Source organism: Paenibacillus ihuae (assembly GCF_001368795.1).
GTDB lineage: Bacteria > Bacillota > Bacilli > Paenibacillales > Paenibacillaceae > Paenibacillus_AQ > Paenibacillus_AQ ihuae.
Window position 1 is genome coordinate 3,207,747 of the sequence record NZ_LN831198.1, and the last position, 17,907, is coordinate 3,225,653.

Genomic DNA, 17,907 nt, shown 5'->3' on the forward strand with positions numbered 1-17,907 from the left:
CAAGACTCTTAAGCTGCTTCATGGCGTTTTTCTTGCCGCCCTTGCCTCCGCCGCCCATCATGCCGGAGAACTGCTTCATCATCTTACGCATCTCATCGAATTGCTTGATGAGGCGGTTGACCTCGGCGACGTTCGTCCCGCTGCCGGCAGCAATACGCTTGCGGCGGTTGTGGTTAATGATCTCGGGCTGGGCTTTCTCGGCTTTGGTCATGGAATGAACAATCGCCTCGACGCGGCCCATCTGCTTGTCATCAACCTTGAGGTCCTTCACGCCCTTGGCTTTGTTCATGCCAGGCAGCATATCGAGAATCTGGTCGATCGGTCCAAGCTTCTTAACCTGATCCATCTGCTCCAGGAAATCGTCGAACGTAAATTCCGCATTACGCATCTTACGTTCCATTTCCTTCGCTTTTTCGGTGTCAATGTTGGCTTGAGCCTTCTCGATCAGAGAGAGCATGTCGCCCATACCGAGAATCCGCGAAGCCATCCGCTCCGGATGGAACGGCTCCAGCGCGTCGATCTTCTCGCCCAGTGCAGCGAATTTGATCGGGCAGCCGGTTACGGCCTTGACGGACAACGCCGCACCACCGCGGGTGTCGCCATCGAGCTTCGTCAGCACGACACCGGTAAGCTCAAGCTGCTTGTTGAAGCTGTCAGCTACGTTGACGGCATCCTGACCGGTCATAGCATCGACTACAAGCAGTACTTCATCCGGATTAACAACCGTATGGATCTGCTTCAGCTCATCCATCAGTGCTTCATCAATATGCAGGCGGCCTGCGGTATCGATGATGACATAATCGAGGTTATTGTCCTTCGCATGCTGGACAGCTTGTCTGGCAATCTCTACCGGACTAACCTGATCCCCCAATGCGAATACAGGAACCTTAATCTGTTCGCCCAGCACCTGCAGCTGCTTGATCGCAGCCGGACGGTATATATCGCCGGCTACGAGCAGCGGGCGGTGATTGCCCTTCTGCAGCAGCTTGGCCAGCTTGCCTGAAGTAGTCGTCTTACCGGCCCCTTGCAGACCCGCCATCATAATCACGGTCGGCGGCTTGTTCGACTTGGCCAGCTTCGCCTGGCTTCCGCCCATTAGCTCGGTCAATTCCTTATTAACGATGTCGATGATAACCATGCCGGGAGTAAAGCTGTCCATTACTTCCTTGCCAATGGACTTCTCCTTCACCTTGGACACGAAGTCCTTGACTACTTTGAAGTTAACATCGGCTTCCAGAAGCGCCAGCCGCACTTCGCGCATGGCTTCGTTTACGTCATCTTCGGATACTTTACCTTTGCCGCGCAGCTTGCTGAACACATTCTGCAATCTTCCGCTTAAACCTTCAAATGCCATATGCGGCTGTCTCCCTTCATGCTACTCTAACCTCTGCAGACGATCCACGAGCTCCGTGAACCGCTGATTATATTGCTCAGGCAGCATTTCCTTATCCGGCAGTCTGCGCAGTTCTTCTAAATATCGGTTACGGTCTTCATGTTTGGCTAATAGGCCAAGTTTCTCTTCATAATTCTCCAGCACCTGCTCGGCACGTTTGATATGCTCATACACGGCCTGCCGGCTGATTGCAAATTCCGCAGCGATCTCTCCCAGGGAGAAGTCATCGTGGAAATAATATTTCAGAAACGTTTGCTGTTTATCAGTAAGCAGCCGTTCATAGAATGCGAATAACAGGTTGATCCGGTTCGTTTTCTCGAGCCTATTCTCCTGACTCATTAAGGGCACTCCCTTCGTCAAGGAAAAACACTTTACAGCTTCACAACGTCCCTTATGATACCGAAAACAAAGAAAGATGTCAAGCCTTTTTGCTTGTCATCTTTTTTTGTGTGCAAAATGCATCATTTAGTGGCTATTTCACTGCAGTTAGCGGATCGGCAGCAGGTAAATCAGGACTGCGAAGAAGTGAGTCACACTGCCGGCAAGCACGAACATATGCCAGACTGCATGATGGAACGGAAAGCCTCTCCATACATAAAAGACTGTCCCGAGCGTATACAAGATCCCCCCGGCCATAAGCAGCGTCATGCCGCCTCCGGCTACAGATGCCGAGAGCGGATTCCAGGCGATGACGATCAGCCAGCCCATGGCGATGTAAAAGATGGTAGACATGAACAGAAATTTTTTGACGAAGAAAGCCTTGAACAGCACTCCGAACATTGCTACTCCCCAGACGATGCCGAATAGGCTCCAGCCCAGTGTTCCACGGATCGCCACCAGCAGGAATGGCGTATAGGTGCCGGCAATAAACAGATAAATCGAGGAATGGTCAAAGAATTCGAATAAATCCTTAGCTTTGCCCTCCCGCAGACTATGCACCAGTGTGGAATTGAGATACAGAAGCAGCATCGTCGTCCCGTAAATGGAGAAGCTGACCACATGCCAGGCCGTTCCCTTCAGACTGGCAAAAACAACAAGCAGGACCAGCGCAGCTACACTCAGTACCGTACCGATACCGTGCGTAATTGCATTCGCCACCTCTTCCCTGCGGCTGTAAGTATAAGTATTTGCCATCACAAAAATCCTTCCGTTTGCGTTTCCTTCTATTATAACGTGTTTGGCAGCCGGATTACAGTTTGTAGAGCTCCGTATATTTCGCTTCCAGATAATCGGCCAGATAATCCGGGTTCAGCGGCTCGCCGGTTACCTGCTCAATAATTTGTGAAGGGGTCAGGCTTTTGCCGAAGCGGTAGATTTTATCCGTCAGCCATTCCTTAACCGGCAGCAGATTGCCTTCAGCAATCAGGCTGTCGAACTCCGGAAGCTCTTTGCGGAGCGTATTCAGAATCTGTGCCGCATACATATTCCCCAGGGAGTAGGAAGCAAAATAACCGAAGTCGCCGCCGGACCAGTGAACATCCTGCAGTACGCCCAGCGCATTGGAAGGCGGGGTGATGCCCAAGTATTCCTGATATTTGGCATTCCAAACCTTAGGCAGATCCTTAACCTCAAGGCCTTCATTGAAAATAAGCTTTTCGATTTCATAACGGACAATGATGTGCAGGTTATACGTCAGCTCGTCGGCTTCAATCCGGATAAACGAATTGGCTACACTGTTGATCGCGCGGTAAAACTGCTCTACTTCAACATTCGCCAGCTGTTCAGGGAAATGCTGCTGCAGATCACCATAGTAACGCTGCCAGAAAGCACGGCTGCGGCCGATCATATTCTCCCACAGTCTCGACTGGGATTCATGGATTCCCATGGAGGTGCCGGTAGCAAGCGGTGTACCAACCAGATCCTTGCTGATATTTTGCTCATACAGGGCGTGCCCGCCTTCATGGAGCGAGCTGAAAATCGCGCTTGTTACATTATCGAGCAAATAATTGGTCGTGATGCGCACATCGCCCGGATTTAGTCCGGTAGCGAACGGATGCACGCTTTCATCAAGGCGTCCTGCTTCGAAGTCATAGCCCATCTGCTCCAGCACGAACAGGCCGAATTTCTCCTGCTGCTCTTTGGCGTAGATTTGGCTCAAAAATTCGGTATCAGGCTTGTTAGGCGAAGCACTAATCGCCTCTACTAGCGGCACAAGACGGGCGCGCAGGCGGCCGAAGATTTCATCCACTTTGGCGACAGTCAAATCAGGCTCGTACATATCAAGCAGCGTATCATAGCGGGTATCCTTGACACCCCAGTAATCAATAAATTCCTGTTTGAAGGCGACAATCTTGCTTAAGTAAGGCTCAAAGGAAGCAAAATCATCATTTTCCTTGGCTTCTTCCCACATGCTCTCGGAATGGGCTGCCAGAACGGAGTACTCCTCGAATCTTTTGGATGGAATGCTCTTGCTGCGTTCATATTCCTTGAGGCAGTCTTTAACGATTTTGTTCTGGGCATCACTTAACTGGTTCGCAACGTCAGGACGGCTGAAAAATTTAGTAAATTCGCCCATCTCCGGCGAGGTCTCCAGTCTGAACAGTTCTCCGGAGAGCATACCGATCGTTCCCGAGCGGACCTCTACTCCCTTTCGCGGGGCACCTGTGCGCAAATCCCAATGAAGAAGTCCGATAGCTTCGTTATAGCCGCTGATTTTGGATAAGAGCTCCTGAAATTTCTCCCATTCTTCTTTTACTGCTTGTTCCATTCCTACGCACCTGCTTTCTCTGTTTTGCTAACTCCTCTTGATGATACTTTTTTAGATCAGTATAATCAACCGCGCCAGCATCATGATAAATCTAGAAATATTCGGGGATATTGACGTGTGTTAATTAGAATCCGTATAATCATTTCAAAGCGTTCAGCTTCAAATTTGAAATATTTCATTTAATCACACATACTCAAGGAGCGTGAACAGAACATGAACATTCAAGTTACGCCGCTGGCAGAGAGGAAGCTGCCGGAGAGACTTGGCGGGAAGCCTGGTTTTTTTAAACTATTGTTGATGTGGAGGGCTCCGGCTGCGATGGAATGAATGTTCCTGATCGCCAGTTCATTTACGCCCGGCAGCAATTCACAAAATTACGGTATCCTCAAATCCTGCAGGAAATTTTTGCGGAACAACAGCGCGTTAGACCTTACGTACATACGTAAAGGCTCAATAAATTATTTTTGCTAAAGAAGATACACAAAAAAACTTTTAGGAGGAATAATGATCATGACTCAAATATCGGATATTTTGAATTTTAATAAGGACTTTGTAGAGAAGAAAGAATATGAAGCCTATCTGACCAGCCGCTTTCCGGATAAAAAAATGATTATCATCACGTGTATGGATACACGGCTGGTAGAGCTTTTGCCGAAAGCGATGAATTTCAAAAATGGTGATGTCAAAATCATCAAAAACGCCGGTGCCATCATCTCCCAGCCTTTCGGATCGGTTATGCGCAGCGTAATGGTTGCACTGTACGAACTGGACGCGGATGAAGTGATTGTGGTCGGACACTATGAATGCGGCATGGCTTCACTGAACGCGGATAAAATGATCAATTCGATCAAAGAACGCGGTGTTTCCGAAGAAGTGCTGTCCACGCTGGAGAACTCAGGAATCAAACTAACCAAATGGCTGCGCGGGTTTGACAATGTGGAAGAAGGGGTAATTCAGACTGTGGAGCTGATTAAGCGCCATCCCTTACTCCCCCCAAACATTCCTGTGCATGGCATGATCATTGATCCGGCTACCGGAGCGCTTGAACTTGTCTCGGACGGGTATGTGGAGAACAAGGCAACTCTCTGAAACTGCTGTTTGCGTGGACCTGAGTCCACGCACTTTTTTTTGTCTAAACTGACTTCAGGTACGTATTCACTTGTAATAATTTTTAATTAAAATTGAAACCTCCTAGGGCATACTACGTATTACTGGACAGAACCACAAAATTTCAAGACAACCTTTAGGAGGGTACTTGTACTAAATGAAATCCATGAAACGTGTAATGATGATCGTAATGGCTTTTACCCTGTTCTTTGCTGTTACCGTTCCCGATTTCGCAGATGCGAGACGCGGAGGGTTCAAATCCGGAAGCCGCGGCTTTACCACGACTCCCAAAAAATCAACTACGGACAACGTGAAAAAAAGTGATAGCACCAAAGGCACTCCGGCAGGAACTGCCGGTTCGACTGCAAAACGGGGATTCTTCAGCGGCGGGAGCTTAATGAAGGGGTTAATGATCGGCGGACTCGCCGGCTTCCTCTTCGGCAGCATGTTCGCCGGGATGGGTGCCTTCGGTAATATTCTCGGATTCTTGATTAATATGCTCGCCATCTACCTTGTAGTGATGCTGATCATGTCCTTCTTCCGACGCAGAAGAGAAAGACGCAGATTTGAAGAAAGGAACAGCCGCTACTAATGCCAACTACCGTTCTTAGTATGGATGAAATCATCAATGCCATCTGCCTGCATATGGCTGAGCGCAAAGCGGTACGTGTCCAGGACGTGCAGGTGGAGCTTAGCTGGGAGGAAGATACCGGCTATACCGCCGAAGTCTGGATCCAGGGGCGAAGCCAGTATCTTGTAGAGTCCAATATGATTGAAGCCATTCTCCGCTACATGCATAGTGAATACGGCATCCGCGCCTACCGTGAAGATGTGCGGCTGGACCTGGATGAGGAAATCACCGCTATTGTGAATACGTAAACCTACAGCAAGCACACCAAAGAGACAGCCCGCCGGGCTGTCTCTTTGGTCTATGTACACTATTCGCGGAAATATTGCTTAAGAGTACCTCGGCCGCTCACAACTTCTACCTCGGCATAGGCACCATTAATCAGCGTCATCTGCGGAGGGACATGTCCGAAATCCATCTCATAAATGACCGGCAGCTGCAGTTCCTCTGAAAGATCACGGTAGAGATCTTCTGCTGTATAATCATCAACCGGCTGATTACCTCCGCTGCGCCCGAACAGAATTCCGGAACAGTTATCGAACCAGCCTGCATATCTCATTTGAACAAGGGATCTGCGGACATCCGCGGTATTCAGCTCACAGTTTTCCAGATACCAGATTATAGATAACATCTATGCACCCGCCGAGCAAGCGCCCTTGATCTACTCCATAAGACGATGCAGTCACCCCGATTGCCGCTCCTGTATGAACACCGGGTATGTAATCATTCCGATCCCACCTTCTGTATATTTCAGCTTTTCTTCCCAGTTTATCATCTTGCGGGCCTTACCAGAAGCGGAGAGTTTAAGACAGGCAGATCTACCCTTTATAAACACAAACAGACATGACCGGTCATGCGGCACACAGCCGCTGAACTGGTTCATGTCTGTTGTCTGATTGACCTGTGCCGTCAATTCATTAGATTAAAGAAATCGCGAGCAGTTCGAACAGCACCAGCGGCAGAATGACGTTGTTGTTTATAGGTCCAGGGTAAGGATATCCCAGTCCCGGATACGGTTTGTAGTACGGGTTATAGAACCCGCGTGCCTGATCGGTAGTGACTGTAACCATCAGGTACATATGTTTGCTGTCCATCCCGGCAATGATGCCCTCATGCATCATTCCGTCAATAGTCTGCACCTTCACTTTGTGGTTTAAGTATGGCTTGCAGGAATGGTGCAGGGATTCGCGTACACCGTGCAAATGCTGGACAACCGCTGGATCAGCTTGATAAATAACCGTTGATGGCTGACCCGTATTATATGTCGACATAAGGTTTGACCTCCGTAAATGGATTTGCTCCATTCTATGCAGATGCCTATACGATAGTGCCTAATCGCCAAAAAAACCGTACAACGGCAGGTGGCCAGGTACGGTTTGGAATGGATTATAAAAGGGTGGCAGCAGCCTAAAAAGCTACTCCGATCCCGCCTTCACCGGCATAAGTCCCCATCACCGAGCCCATGCTGGAGAAAACAATCTCTTTGAAGGGGTGCTTTTCAAGAATCCGGCCTTTGATTTCAAGCGCCAGCTTCTCGCAATTACTGTGGACGATGGCAATGGCCGCTTTCTCATAATCGAATGACTTCTCATCCAGCTTTGCCAGCAGATGATTCAGCGCCTTTGGCAGCCCGCGAGTTTTTTCCACTACCTCTACGATACCCTCGTCGCTGATTTTGAGCAGCAGCTTAATGTTCAGCACGGATGCTACGGCACCCGACAAACGGTTCAGCCTTCCGCCTTTAATGACATTTTCCAGTGTATCCAGCGTGAAGTATGCCGTTGTTTCCCGGATTTGGGTAAGCACCATTTCCTTTAGTTCTGCCATACTGCTGCAAGTAAGCGATAATCTCGCCGCCGTTGCCACAATAAGCGACAGGCCTCCGGAGAATCTCTTCGAATCTATAATTTCAATTGCGTTCGGAAATCCTTCTTCTTCGTACATTTCCTTGGCAATCATTGCGGTCTGATAAGTACTGCTGATATTGGAGGACATGCAGATAACCATGATATCTGTGCCTGCTTCCACTTCTTTGAACTTTTCGAGGAAACTCTGCGGACTTGGACTAGCTGTAGTCGGCAGCTCCTTGGAGTTAACCATCTTAGTATAAAAATCTTTGGTGGACGTGTTCTCAGGCATTAGTTCATCCCCGAAATGAACGGGCAGATGTACGATCGTAACACCATACTTCTCAACATACTCAAGGGGTAAATCGGAACCGCTATCCGTAATAATCTTGATGGGCATCAGGGTACACTCCTTTCAATTCTATACCATTATAGGCACGGGTACAGGATATCAATAGTACATTTTATAACTTGTCAAAAAAACGTTTTTATGCTTCCACAACTAAAAAAGGTATATTCCCCTTTTTCTCCCTATTTCATTCGTGTTATACACTTAATTACCCGGTTTAACTGGTTCTTTCATCACTTTCCTTATTGTGATATGGTTGATAAATCAGCATATAGAAATGGAGTGTAACGTGTGGGCAAGAACAGAGTATGGAACAAAGGCAAGCATAACGGCGGGGGTCTGGCGAAGCGGAGCAATCCGGAAAAGGGCTCCGCAGAGGCGGAAGCCTCTACTGCAGACATCCAGAAGGAGTCTAATCCGCGGATCGATACTGTAAAGCCGATGAACCGCAGCAACTGGGTCGTCCGTCCGGCCAGAGTGTCACCGAAAGATAAAGACCCTAAAAAGCAATAATGCATAGCGACAAGGTTGTCTCTGGCAAGCTATTAACGGCTGATTGAGGTATCCTGGCCGCTATTTTGTCAAATATGCAAAGCAGCGCTCCTCCCTAACAGGGGGAGCGCTGCTTTGCATGTTATCTTGAACATCCAACGTCTGCCTGCGGAATTACAGGCTTACACTTTTCATCCCCTGCTCCGGATAGCGGGTTCCGGCAGCAGCCCCTTCGGGGCAACTTCGTTAATCCGCTGCAAATCCGCTTCACTCAGTACGATAGCCAGTGCTCCAACATTCTCTTCCAGATACTTCGTCCGCTTGGTGCCGGGTATCGGCACAATATCTTCACCCTGGGCCAGCAGCCAGGCTAATGCCAGCTGTGACGGCTGAACCTCTTGCTCCGCAGCAATCTGTTTGATCCGCTCTACAAGCTCCAGGTTCTTGTTGAAATTGTCGCCCTGGAAACGCGGGGAATTCCGGCGGTAATCATCTTCTGCCAGGTCTTCGAACGAACGGATCTGTCCGGTGAGGAAGCCTCTTCCGAGCGGGCTGTAAGGCACGAAGCCGATGCCGAGCTCGCGGCATACCGGCAGGATTTCATCCTCCACATCCCGGCTCCAGAGCGAGTATTCAGTCTGCAATGCAGAAACCGGATGTACACTGTGCGCCCGGCGGATCGTTCCCGCTCCGGCTTCAGATAAGCCAATGTAGCGGATTTTGCCTGCTTGTACCAAATCCGCCATTGCGCCGACAGTTTCTTCAATGGGTGTGTTCGGATCTACCCTGTGCTGGTAATAGAGGTCAATATGATCGACACCCAGGCGGCGGAGACTGGCATCACAGGCAGACTTCACATACTCCGGGCGGCCGTTGATTCCGAGCATTCTTCCGTCCGCGCTGCGCACATTGCCAAATTTGGTTGCAATAATCACATCGTTACGGCGGCCTTTAACCGCTTTGCCGACCAGCTCTTCATTTTTGCCCACACCGTACATGTCTGCAGTATCCAGGAAGGTAACGCCCAAATCAAAGGCGCGGTAGATCGTGCGGATCGACTCCTGATCATCCCGCCCGCTGTAGAAATCGGACATGCCCATACAGCCAAGTCCAAGCGCCGATACCTGCAGCCCTTCACGGCCTAGTATTCTCATGTTCATCTTCATTTCCGCCTCTCCTAAAAGAATAATCTTATAATTAACTTCTCAATTATTCACATTACTCCGCCAATCAGCAAAAAGCAAAAAGGATGACCGGCGCTTCCACCGTTCATCCCGCTGTTATTCTTATGTTCTATTGATCTTTGCCTTCATACCGGAAACTGGAGAAATCGGCGTAGCTTCCGGCGAATTGCCCCATGTCATGCGCAGCAATGCCGATGAAATTACCGGTAAACCCGCCGGAGAGGAAGCCAAGCTCCTGCTTCGAGTACAGAACGGCCCACTCCGCTTCATCACCGGTGCGATAATAGAATTGCCCGGTGGCGCCTTCAGCCGATACAGCCAGATGAACCGGCTTATCTCCGGTAAACGGGATAGCTTCGGGTTCATAGCTGAAGCTGTCCGAAGCGCATTTCATCAGCCGCAGCACCCGGCCCTGCTCCTGCTCGTAGGTTACATAAGCATAGAGATAATTCTCGTCATTTAAGTACAGCATCAGCCCGGCCATCTGCAGATAATTGCGCGGCTGATAGTCAAGCGTGGTCTCCACGCGGAAATGAATATCACGCTGGCGGATGGCCAGGATATGATGCCTGAACAGGCTTTGCACAGACTCTCCTGCCGTGATCCGGAGATAACCGGGCCGCTCCTTCAGCGAGCACCAGCTGTCGTCCGCGAGAATCCGCAGTGTATTCCACTCTTTCTTCAGCTGCAGACCGTCAAAGCTGTCTTCAAATAACATGCTGCGGACCGGTCCATTCAGGGAGAGTACTCCCTCCGGTGCCGGAAGCTCCATCTGCGGCTCATTACCGCCGGCACTGAGACGCAGCCAGCCCTCTTCGTCCCAATACACCTGCTGCAGCGCAGTTTCACGCCCCAGAATGGCATACTTCCCGTCCACCGGACGGGTACATAGATGAGCCATATACCACTGCCCGCCCGGTGTCTGCACCAGGCTGCCGTGTCCGGCACACTGCAGCGGCAGTTCAGGGTTATTCCGTGAGGTGAGCATCGGATTACGCGGATCCACTTCATAAGGGCCGGCAAGCTCCGGGGAACGGGCCACGGTTACCGCATGACCTGAACCCGTTCCGCCTTCGGCGGTGATCAGGTAGTAGTAGCCGTTTTGCTTGTAGATATGCGGCGCCTCGGTCTTCTTCAGCGGCGTACAGTCGAACAGCTTGACCGGCTGGCCGATCAGCTTCTGCTCCGCAGGGTCATACTCCTGCATCACAATACCGCTGGATTTATTGCCTTCCAGAATGCGGTAGTCCCACAGGGCATTCAGCAGCCATTTACGCCCGTCTCGATCATGGAACAGGGAAGGGTCAAAGCCGCTGCTGTTCAGATAGACCGGCTGCGACCACGGGCCCTCCACAGAAGGTGCCGTCATGAGATAATTGTGGCAGTCCTTGAACGGGCGTTTGCTACTCTTAACATCCGTATACAGCAGGTAGAACAGATTATCATGATAGCTGAGCTGCGGCGCCCAGATGCTGCCGTTCCTCGGATTCCCCCTCAGGTCAACCTGTGAGGTCAGAATATCAGTACAATACTCCCACTCTGCCAGATTGCCGGACTGATATACCCGGATTCCGGGCAGCCACTCAAACGATGAGACAGCAATATAATAAGTCTCCCCGACACGCAGGATACACGGGTCCGGATTAAAGCCGGGCAAGACCGGATTTCTGATCATAGCAGTCATTTCACTGGCCGCCTTTCCAAATTTGTTGTACTTACAGTGAATGATCTAAATAAGCTGAACTAAAAATACTTAATAATCATGGCAAGCTGACTGGGGAAGTCTCTGCAGGTCAAGGATATCTCCTTGACAAAAAGTTAGATTCTTAAGTTCACTCCGTCAAAGTGGAATTTCTCCACTTCATTCCCTTTCAATCAAAATCAAACTATTGGATCAGGACCTCACTTCGTCTCCGCCTAACTCGAAGCTTCACCGGCTTCCCTACAAATGAGCCGCCAAAAAGGACTGCCAGGCCACACGCATTTCCAGTGTCTCCATATGGCCTCCTGTTGCCGTGACATTCTGCCAATGCTCCGGATGACCAGCCTTCCGGTAAGCTTCGGCAAGGCCATCCGCGAGCAGGCTGACCCCTTCGGCCGGACACATCCGGTCACTCCTGCCGTTCAAGCTCATCCGCGCCCGCGGAACAATCCGCTGCTGAATGTCCAGGGTCGTATAATACTTAAGCAATCCGGGGACGTAGGAATAGAAACCGTGATGATCCAGTCCACGTTTGGCGATTAAAGTCTGGGCATCTACCTGCCCGCAGATATCCACGGTTACCTTGATCCGTTCATCCAGTGCAGCCAGCCACCAGGCCATAAGGCCACCCATGGACATGCCAACCGTTCCGATTCTGGAAGCATCGATATCTGAGCGGAAGCACATATAGTCCAGCATCCGGCGGCTATCATACAGCATCATGCCCCACAGGACCTTTCCCTGCCAGAGCATTTCTTTCACCAGCTCGCTTTCACTCTTGCCGCCGCGCTCATTGAAGCCCCACATGTCAATGCAGCAGACCGCGTATCCCATATCCGTAAGCGTCTTGGCGAACGAAGGCTGCTGCAGGTAAGGGCTGCTGCGGATTAATTCCTTGCGGCCATTACTGTAATCCCCGCCATGCGAGTGATTGAACAGCACAATCGGAAAGGGGCCGTCCCCTTCAAGCGGCTTCGCAACAGAAGCCGGCACCCGCTCTATGCCATTCAAATCGAGCAGCAGGGATTCCAGGCGGTAGCCTTCATGAACCTCCTGTTTCAACAGCACCGCCTCAATGGGTCCAGGCTGGGGCAGATCACCCAGCAAAGCTTCTAACTGATCTTTTTGGCCATCCATACGGGCACCTTCCTATCCCTGTAGATTCAAGTCAGGCTGGGAAAGGGTTACCCGTTCCACCAGCTGCTCCGGCTTGTGTGTATTCCGGGATTGGCAGTGAATAAGGTCCACCTCGTCTCCGTTCTCAATATAGAAAGCAGGTCCTACATGATTCTCTACTGTAACCTGCTGAAACTTCACATCCCGTACATTGCCAAGGTAGAAGCCGCGGTTTTTCATACTCTCCATGCCGGTCATCATATCCGGGTGGCCCGGGACCGCGTTCTCCGCCATAGAAATATCCACGTTGCTGAAAGTAACCTCGGAGACGTACTGCTCTGCCAGACCGTACAGAAAGCCGGCGGAGGCGTGTACATTCCGTGCGGTAATATTGGCAAAATGTATCCGCCGGAAGCAAGGTGTCTCTGCGGTTACCGGGTAAGGATTCTTATCCCAGACGTACTTCTCCTTGCCGCGCGGCCCGCAGAAATAATACAGATTCATCGTAAACGGACACAATACATGGTCCATCACAATATTGGAAATGCGGATGTCTTCGATGATCCCGCCCCGGCCGCGCCGAGACTTCATACGGATGCCGCGGTCGGTCTCTTTGAAGATGCAGTTACTGATCACAACATTGCGGATATCTCCGCTCATCTCGCTGCCAAGCACCACACCGCCATGTCCGTGGGCCATGGTGCAGCCCGTAATCGTAATATTCTCACAAGGAATCCGGTCCTTGGTATCCTCGGTTCCGGCCTTAATGGCAATGCAGTCATCCCCAACGTCAATGCTGCAGTTACTGATGCGCACACCCGAGCAGGACTCCGGATTGATCCCATCCGTATTCGGAGAATCCGCCGGATTCAGAATTGAAACATTGTCCACCGTAATATTGCTGCACTCTATGGGATTAATCGTCCAGCTGGGCGAGTTCTGCAGTGTGACGTCCTTAATCGTTACACGTGCACAGCGGTCGAAGCTGATCAGCTTAGGGCGGGGATACTCCAGCTCCTGGCGGCGGTTCCGGAAGACATCCCACCATGGCGCTCCGTTGCCTTCAAGGGTTCCGCTACCGGTTATCGAGATATTAACAAGGTCGCTGCCGTAAATACATGAAGCATAGACCTGCTGCCGCACACCTTCCCATCTGGACTCTACAACCGGATAATCGGCCGGATCGGTACTGAAGGAGAGGATTGCGCCGGGACTTAAGTTCAGCTCAATGTTGCTCTCCAGCAGAATCGCGCCGCTCAGATACCGCCCTGCCGGAATATACACGGTCCCGCCTCCGGCCAGACTTGCCGCTGTAATTGCCTCTCTAATGGCTGACGTCGCCGGTATCCCGCTATCCCGCTGCGCTCCAAAGTCAACAATATTATATACCTGCTGCATGTGATCCTCCCTTTTCCGCAGCCAGCTGCCCTGCTCTTAAATGTTCATATTCAGCACAAGCCTGCAGAAAAGCGCCGACGCCCTTCTGGTCATTGGTAATAATCGGCTCACTGATATAGTAGGCGTACGTTCCATCGCGTTTATCGGCACCGCCCAGCCCGGCAACCCGACAGTTTTTGTTCAGATTGACCCAGCCTTCCTTGGTCTCCAGCACAAATTCCGTGATTAATCCGGCATAGGCACGGTCCAGCACAGCGTTCCAGCCTGCACCCAGTATACCTAAACGGATACCTTTGCCGATTGCATACACGATCATGCTGGAAGCGGATGCTTCCAGATAGTTGCCTTTACGCTCTCCGAGATCAACCACCTGATACCACACACCGGCTTCAGCATCCTGGAATTTCTCCAGGGCGGTTAAAGTATTCCGCAGAATGCGTACCAGTTCAGCATAATCTGCATGGTCCTCCGGCAGCAGCTCCAGCACATCCACCAGTGCCATCAGATACCAGCCCATCGAGCGGCCCCAGAAATTCGCTGACAGGCCCGTTTCCGGATCGCACCACGGCTGCACCATCTGTTCATCCCAGGCATGAAACAGCAGCCCGGTAGCCGGATCTTTGGTATGCTTTTCGCACAAAATAAACTGCTTCGTCACGTCCTCCATACCCTGCCCCGCTTCAAAAGCCAGCAGGTACTGCAAATAGAACGGAGAGCCCATGTATAAGCCGTCAAGCCAAATCTGATACGGATAGATGCTCTTATGCCAGAACGCCCCCTCGCTTGTCCGGGGATGAGTCCGCAGCTGCTCCCGCAGGGAATCTGCCGCAAGCCTGTATTTCTCAAGGCCCGTCTCCGCATACAGCGTGAACAGTAATTTGCCGTTATTGATATGGTCGATATTGTATTCGTCCTGGCGGTATCCGCAGATGTCGCCGTCCTCCTGAATGAAGTAATTCATATTGTCAGCGATGTAATCGAAGTATTTACGGTCGCCTGTCTGCTTCCACAGAAGCTCAAAGCCCTTCAAGACCACTCCGTAATCGTAAGACCATTTCCCGTTGTAGCCTTTATCCTGATACAGCCTCGGCAGACGTTCCATGATCGACTCCGCCGTTCTGACAGCCCACTGCTTCCCCATCTGCTAACCTCCTCAATATAGTGAAAATAGTAAAATCCTCAGCGCGTCCAGTCCGTATCTCCGCCGAAGACATCCTCCAGCGTGAAACGCCCGGCCTCCTGCTCCTGCAGCTGCTTAGACCAGGAGACACGTGCATCCGTGTCCGCGCCGGGTCCGTTATTGCCATACTCAGCATAATAAACCGTATGATTCACACTGGGCTTGCCCCAGTCGTCCCAGCCCTCACGGCGGATATGCCCGCCCATCCAGCAATCAATGAATACCGTCTGCGCATAGTCACGCCATGGTCTTCCCAGATACACACTATTTGCAGCCGCATCGCTGACCAGCCGGCACCGGTGAAACACAAAACCTGCCTCTTTATCCTCCGGCGTAGCGGCTGCGGTAATATAGCCGTTGATTTCCTTTTGCACATTCAGACTGATGATTTCACATTCCTCAAAATACGCCGTTGCCGAGCCAAAAATAAAATCAATATCACCGGCAATCCGGCAATGCTCAAAATAATTACGTCCGCTTCTGTTCTGCTTCTCTTCCTTCGGTTTCGCCAGATACAGCGTATCCTGTGCCGCCAGGAACGAGCAATTCTTAAACACAGCTTTGTCGGCATCCACATACAGCGCCACCGCCTGCCCAACCTTGCCGCTCTCCCCAGCTGTATTCTCGAAAATAATATTTTCCACCCGGATGTTATCACCGGTAATGTAAGTGCTGCACGAGGCAAATGTGCCCATCGGCGCACCGTCACTGTTCGGCTTTGGCGCATAGTCGTCATACACCAGTCTAACCTCACCTACACCATACAGCCGCAAGTCCGGTTTATGAATCCGGAGCTTCTCCTGATACACTCCCGGTTCAATGAACAGAACCGTCTCATCCGCCGTCTCAGGGATGCTGTTTATTGCAGCTTGAACTGAGGTGAAGTCTCCGCCTCCGCTCTTGCTAACCCAAATCGTTCTCATCTCTTCACCTCCGGGAACACCTGCCGCTTTTCCGTCAAAACGAACCCACCTGTGAAGGGTGGGCCCGCCTGTACAAGCGTAATGCTTACTTCTGGGTCAGCTTATAGGCCGCTTCGTACTCTTCAGTAATCTTGGTACCGCCCGAATCCTTCCAGGTCTGTACCGCTTTCTTGAAGTCCGCTTCGGTCGCTTGTCCCATAATGTATTTGAACGTAGCGTCGGTGATGATCTTCGCCAGCTCTGTTCCTTGTTCATTGTTCGTGGCTGAGTCCAGCGGAACGGTAGGATCAAGAACAGCAAACTTGTCATTTTCACGGATCAGCTCATTCGCGAGCTGCTTCTCAGGGTTGGCATCCTTGAGCGTATAGGCAATTTCACTTGGTCTGCTGGAGGAGAAAGGCTGAACATCGGCCTGCCATAGCTCGGTATTCAGAACTTTATAAGCGCCGTTCTCATCATATTCATAGTGTGTGCCTTCAATACCGCCGGTCATCAGCATAAATGCTTCCTCATCGATCAGGTCATTGACGAACTGCAGCAGCCGTTTCAGCTCCGCTTCGGTTTTGACTTCGGATTTCGGGAATGCCATCAGACCTCCGACCCCGCTGCCTTCTGACCAGATGTGATACTGTCCGTCACCGTTTGATATTTTGTTAACCGGTACGAGTTCAAGACCCTCCTGCAGATCCTGCGCCAGTGTTCTTAGGCTGGAGATATCGACCATACCGGTGTAAATTCCGGTTTTGCCTTGGGCGAACTGCTGCTGCTGGTCGGTTTTGGCCGTAACAGCAAAGTCCTGGGCCAAGTATCCGTTTTCATACAGCTTTTTGGAAAAATTCATCGTATTTATATATTCCTGAGTATCAAATTCCGGTGTGAACTTGCCGCTGTCATCCACCTTCCAGCCATTTGGTGTGCCGAAGTAGGAACTGAGCGTTTTGAAGCTGCTGTATCTCAGGTCAGATCTGTCGCCGAAGCCGGTCGTGTCGTCAATGCCGTTGCCGTCCGGGTCATCCTCTGTGAAGGCGCGGGCAATTTCATATACCTCGTCCAGCGTGGTCGGGACCGGCAGTCCAAGCTTATCCAGCCAGTCTTTGCGGAAAATCAAGCCGGAGCGCGCCAGATTCTTCTGGAATGGAACCCCGTACAGCACCCCTTCGATGGAAGCCGCAGCGCGGATTTCCGGAGCGATTTTGGCCAAGTTGTCATAGTCACCGATGTAAGGACCTACATCCCAGAACAAGCCCGATTTCAAGGAGCTTCTTACCGAAGAGTTACTCATCATCGTTAAGGTTACGATATCGGCAAGCTCGCCGGAAGCCAGCGCCGTAGTGATCCGTTCCTCCTTGGACGCATCAGGCACCCAGTTGAAGGTGAGCTTCGTATTGGTATAATCCTCAAGCAGCTTCTTAATGGTATCTGTTGGCGGTGACGCCGTGTGCAGAATATTCAGCCAGGTTAGCTCCAGCGGTGTATCTTCATCCGCTACGGCTGCGTTCTTAGCCGCTTCTTTATCCCCGCCGCACCCCGATAGCACTGTGGTAAGTACGGTAACACTTGCAAGTAGACTGACCCATCTTTTTGTCATAACACTTCTCCTTTAAATAAGTTAATAGATTCATAGACACTGCCTTAATATACGCCGTCTTCGCCCATTCTTTTAGCCAGCCTGTTGGAGGCCATGACCAGGATTAGACCGACCACACCTTTGAACAACCCCACAGTGGTACTGAAGCTTAATTGTCCGTTCTTCAAGCCCGCAGTATAAATATAGGTGTCAAAAATTTCGGCCACTTCGCGGTTGAGCGAGTTGAGCAGCAGATACATATGTTCAAAGCCAAGATCCAGCGTGCTGCCGATTTTGAGAATCAGCAGGGTAAT

The 17,907-nt window shown here is 50.9% G+C and carries 16 protein-coding genes and 3 pseudogenes; 4 read left to right on the forward strand and 15 right to left on the reverse strand.

Features of this window, described 5'->3' with window-relative positions:
* From ffh to AQR02_RS14665, 4 genes are all read right to left on the reverse strand, one after another.
* Positions 1 to 1,354, reverse strand: a 1,354-nt coding sequence (gene ffh / locus AQR02_RS14650) for a signal recognition particle protein (RefSeq protein ID WP_082451856.1), incomplete at its 3' end; no start/stop codon positions are given.
* A 21-nt stretch (positions 1,355 to 1,375) separates the two neighbouring features.
* Positions 1,376 to 1,732: a putative DNA-binding protein gene (locus tag AQR02_RS14655; RefSeq protein ID WP_054941110.1), complete on the reverse strand. Its 357-nt coding sequence runs from the start codon at positions 1,730 to 1,732 to the stop codon at positions 1,376 to 1,378.
* Between the two features lie 147 nt (positions 1,733 to 1,879).
* Complete coding sequence (gene trhA / locus AQR02_RS14660) at positions 1,880 to 2,527, reverse strand: PAQR family membrane homeostasis protein TrhA (protein ID WP_054941111.1); 648 nt, start codon at positions 2,525 to 2,527, stop codon at positions 1,880 to 1,882.
* A 55-nt stretch (positions 2,528 to 2,582) separates the two neighbouring features.
* Entirely contained in the window at positions 2,583 to 4,100 is a 1,518-nt protein-coding gene (locus AQR02_RS14665; RefSeq protein ID WP_054941112.1) for a carboxypeptidase M32, read from the reverse strand.
* Positions 4,101 to 4,610: 510 nt separating this feature from the next.
* Here AQR02_RS14665 and AQR02_RS14670 point away from each other — a divergent pair.
* The 3 genes from AQR02_RS14670 (at position 4,611) to AQR02_RS14680 (ending at position 6,086) form a co-directional block, all read left to right on the forward strand.
* Complete coding sequence (locus AQR02_RS14670) at positions 4,611 to 5,189, forward strand: beta-class carbonic anhydrase (RefSeq protein ID WP_054941113.1); 579 nt, start codon at positions 4,611 to 4,613, stop codon at positions 5,187 to 5,189.
* Between the two features lie 184 nt (positions 5,190 to 5,373).
* Positions 5,374 to 5,799: a hypothetical protein gene (locus tag AQR02_RS14675; RefSeq protein ID WP_054942111.1), complete on the forward strand. Its 426-nt coding sequence runs from the start codon at positions 5,374 to 5,376 to the stop codon at positions 5,797 to 5,799.
* Positions 5,799 to 6,086: a YxcD family protein gene (locus AQR02_RS14680; protein WP_054941114.1), complete on the forward strand. Its 288-nt coding sequence runs from the start codon at positions 5,799 to 5,801 to the stop codon at positions 6,084 to 6,086. The genes AQR02_RS14675 and AQR02_RS14680 overlap by 1 nt, the downstream gene beginning before the upstream one ends.
* A 59-nt stretch (positions 6,087 to 6,145) precedes the next feature.
* On the opposite strand, the pseudogene AQR02_RS14685 reads toward AQR02_RS14680, so the two are convergent.
* From AQR02_RS14685 to AQR02_RS14700, 3 genes and pseudogenes are all read right to left on the reverse strand, one after another.
* Positions 6,146 to 6,494 (reverse strand): annotated as a pseudogene (locus AQR02_RS14685) (LD-carboxypeptidase); the annotation flags it as partial.
* Between the two features lie 258 nt (positions 6,495 to 6,752).
* Entirely contained in the window at positions 6,753 to 7,106 is a 354-nt protein-coding gene (locus AQR02_RS14695; RefSeq protein ID WP_054941117.1) for a hypothetical protein, read from the reverse strand.
* 136 nt (positions 7,107 to 7,242) lie between these two features.
* On the reverse strand, positions 7,243 to 8,082 hold the full coding sequence (locus AQR02_RS14700; protein ID WP_054941118.1) for a DegV family protein: 840 nt from the start codon (positions 8,080 to 8,082) through the stop codon (positions 7,243 to 7,245).
* A 240-nt stretch (positions 8,083 to 8,322) separates the two neighbouring features.
* On the opposite strand from AQR02_RS14700, the gene AQR02_RS14705 reads away from it, so the two are divergent.
* Positions 8,323 to 8,544 (forward strand): hypothetical protein, encoded by a 222-nt coding sequence (locus AQR02_RS14705; RefSeq protein WP_054941119.1) that lies wholly within the window; start codon positions 8,323 to 8,325, stop codon positions 8,542 to 8,544.
* A gap of 153 nt (positions 8,545 to 8,697) precedes the next feature.
* Here AQR02_RS14705 and AQR02_RS14710 read toward each other — a convergent pair.
* From AQR02_RS14710 to AQR02_RS34300, 8 genes and pseudogenes are all read right to left on the reverse strand, one after another.
* Positions 8,698 to 9,683 (reverse strand): annotated as a pseudogene (locus AQR02_RS14710) (aldo/keto reductase).
* 133 nt (positions 9,684 to 9,816) lie between these two features.
* Positions 9,817 to 11,382, reverse strand: coding sequence for a glycoside hydrolase family 43 protein (locus AQR02_RS14715; RefSeq protein WP_054942112.1), 1,566 nt, complete (start codon positions 11,380 to 11,382; stop codon positions 9,817 to 9,819).
* 267 nt (positions 11,383 to 11,649) lie between these two features.
* On the reverse strand, positions 11,650 to 12,546 hold the full coding sequence (locus AQR02_RS14720; protein WP_054941120.1) for a dienelactone hydrolase family protein: 897 nt from the start codon (positions 12,544 to 12,546) through the stop codon (positions 11,650 to 11,652).
* 12 nt (positions 12,547 to 12,558) lie between these two features.
* Positions 12,559 to 13,923 (reverse strand): glycoside hydrolase family 28 protein, encoded by a 1,365-nt coding sequence (locus AQR02_RS14725; RefSeq protein ID WP_054941121.1) that lies wholly within the window; start codon positions 13,921 to 13,923, stop codon positions 12,559 to 12,561.
* The gene (locus AQR02_RS14730; protein ID WP_054941122.1) at positions 13,907 to 15,064 is read right to left on the reverse strand and encodes a glycoside hydrolase family 88/105 protein; all 1,158 of its coding nucleotides are present in this window, start codon (positions 15,062 to 15,064) and stop codon (positions 13,907 to 13,909) included. Before AQR02_RS14730 ends, AQR02_RS14725 begins: the two co-directional genes overlap by 17 nt.
* A 38-nt stretch (positions 15,065 to 15,102) precedes the next feature.
* Positions 15,103 to 16,026: a pectinesterase family protein gene (locus tag AQR02_RS14735; protein ID WP_054941123.1), complete on the reverse strand. Its 924-nt coding sequence runs from the start codon at positions 16,024 to 16,026 to the stop codon at positions 15,103 to 15,105.
* Between the two features lie 85 nt (positions 16,027 to 16,111).
* On the reverse strand, positions 16,112 to 17,614 hold the full coding sequence (locus tag AQR02_RS14740) for an extracellular solute-binding protein (protein WP_054941124.1): 1,503 nt from the start codon (positions 17,612 to 17,614) through the stop codon (positions 16,112 to 16,114).
* Between the two features lie 44 nt (positions 17,615 to 17,658).
* A pseudogene (locus tag AQR02_RS34300) lies at positions 17,659 to 17,907 on the reverse strand (sugar ABC transporter permease); the annotation flags it as partial.

Coding starts and splice junctions, on each gene's coding strand:
- AQR02_RS14670 (WP_054941113.1), top strand. CDS start 4,611: ATGACTCAAATATCGGATATTTTGAATTTTAATAAGGACTTTGTAGAG.
- AQR02_RS14700 (WP_054941118.1), bottom strand. CDS start 8,082: ATGCCCATCAAGATTATTACGGATAGCGGTTCCGATTTACCCCTTGAG.
- AQR02_RS14725 (WP_054941121.1), bottom strand. CDS start 13,923: ATGCAGCAGGTATATAATATTGTTGACTTTGGAGCGCAGCGGGATAGC.
- trhA (WP_054941111.1), bottom strand. CDS start 2,527: ATGGCAAATACTTATACTTACAGCCGCAGGGAAGAGGTGGCGAATGCA.
- AQR02_RS14675 (WP_054942111.1), top strand. CDS start 5,374: ATGAAACGTGTAATGATGATCGTAATGGCTTTTACCCTGTTCTTTGCT.
- AQR02_RS14655 (WP_054941110.1), bottom strand. CDS start 1,732: ATGAGTCAGGAGAATAGGCTCGAGAAAACGAACCGGATCAACCTGTTA.
- AQR02_RS14695 (WP_054941117.1), bottom strand. CDS start 7,106: ATGTCGACATATAATACGGGTCAGCCATCAACGGTTATTTATCAAGCT.
- AQR02_RS14715 (WP_054942112.1), bottom strand. CDS start 11,382: ATGATCAGAAATCCGGTCTTGCCCGGCTTTAATCCGGACCCGTGTATC.
- AQR02_RS14735 (WP_054941123.1), bottom strand. CDS start 16,026: ATGAGAACGATTTGGGTTAGCAAGAGCGGAGGCGGAGACTTCACCTCA.
- AQR02_RS14730 (WP_054941122.1), bottom strand. CDS start 15,064: ATGGGGAAGCAGTGGGCTGTCAGAACGGCGGAGTCGATCATGGAACGT.
- AQR02_RS14680 (WP_054941114.1), top strand. CDS start 5,799: ATGCCAACTACCGTTCTTAGTATGGATGAAATCATCAATGCCATCTGC.
- AQR02_RS14740 (WP_054941124.1), bottom strand. CDS start 17,614: ATGACAAAAAGATGGGTCAGTCTACTTGCAAGTGTTACCGTACTTACC.
- AQR02_RS14665 (WP_054941112.1), bottom strand. CDS start 4,100: ATGGAACAAGCAGTAAAAGAAGAATGGGAGAAATTTCAGGAGCTCTTA.
- AQR02_RS14720 (WP_054941120.1), bottom strand. CDS start 12,546: ATGGATGGCCAAAAAGATCAGTTAGAAGCTTTGCTGGGTGATCTGCCC.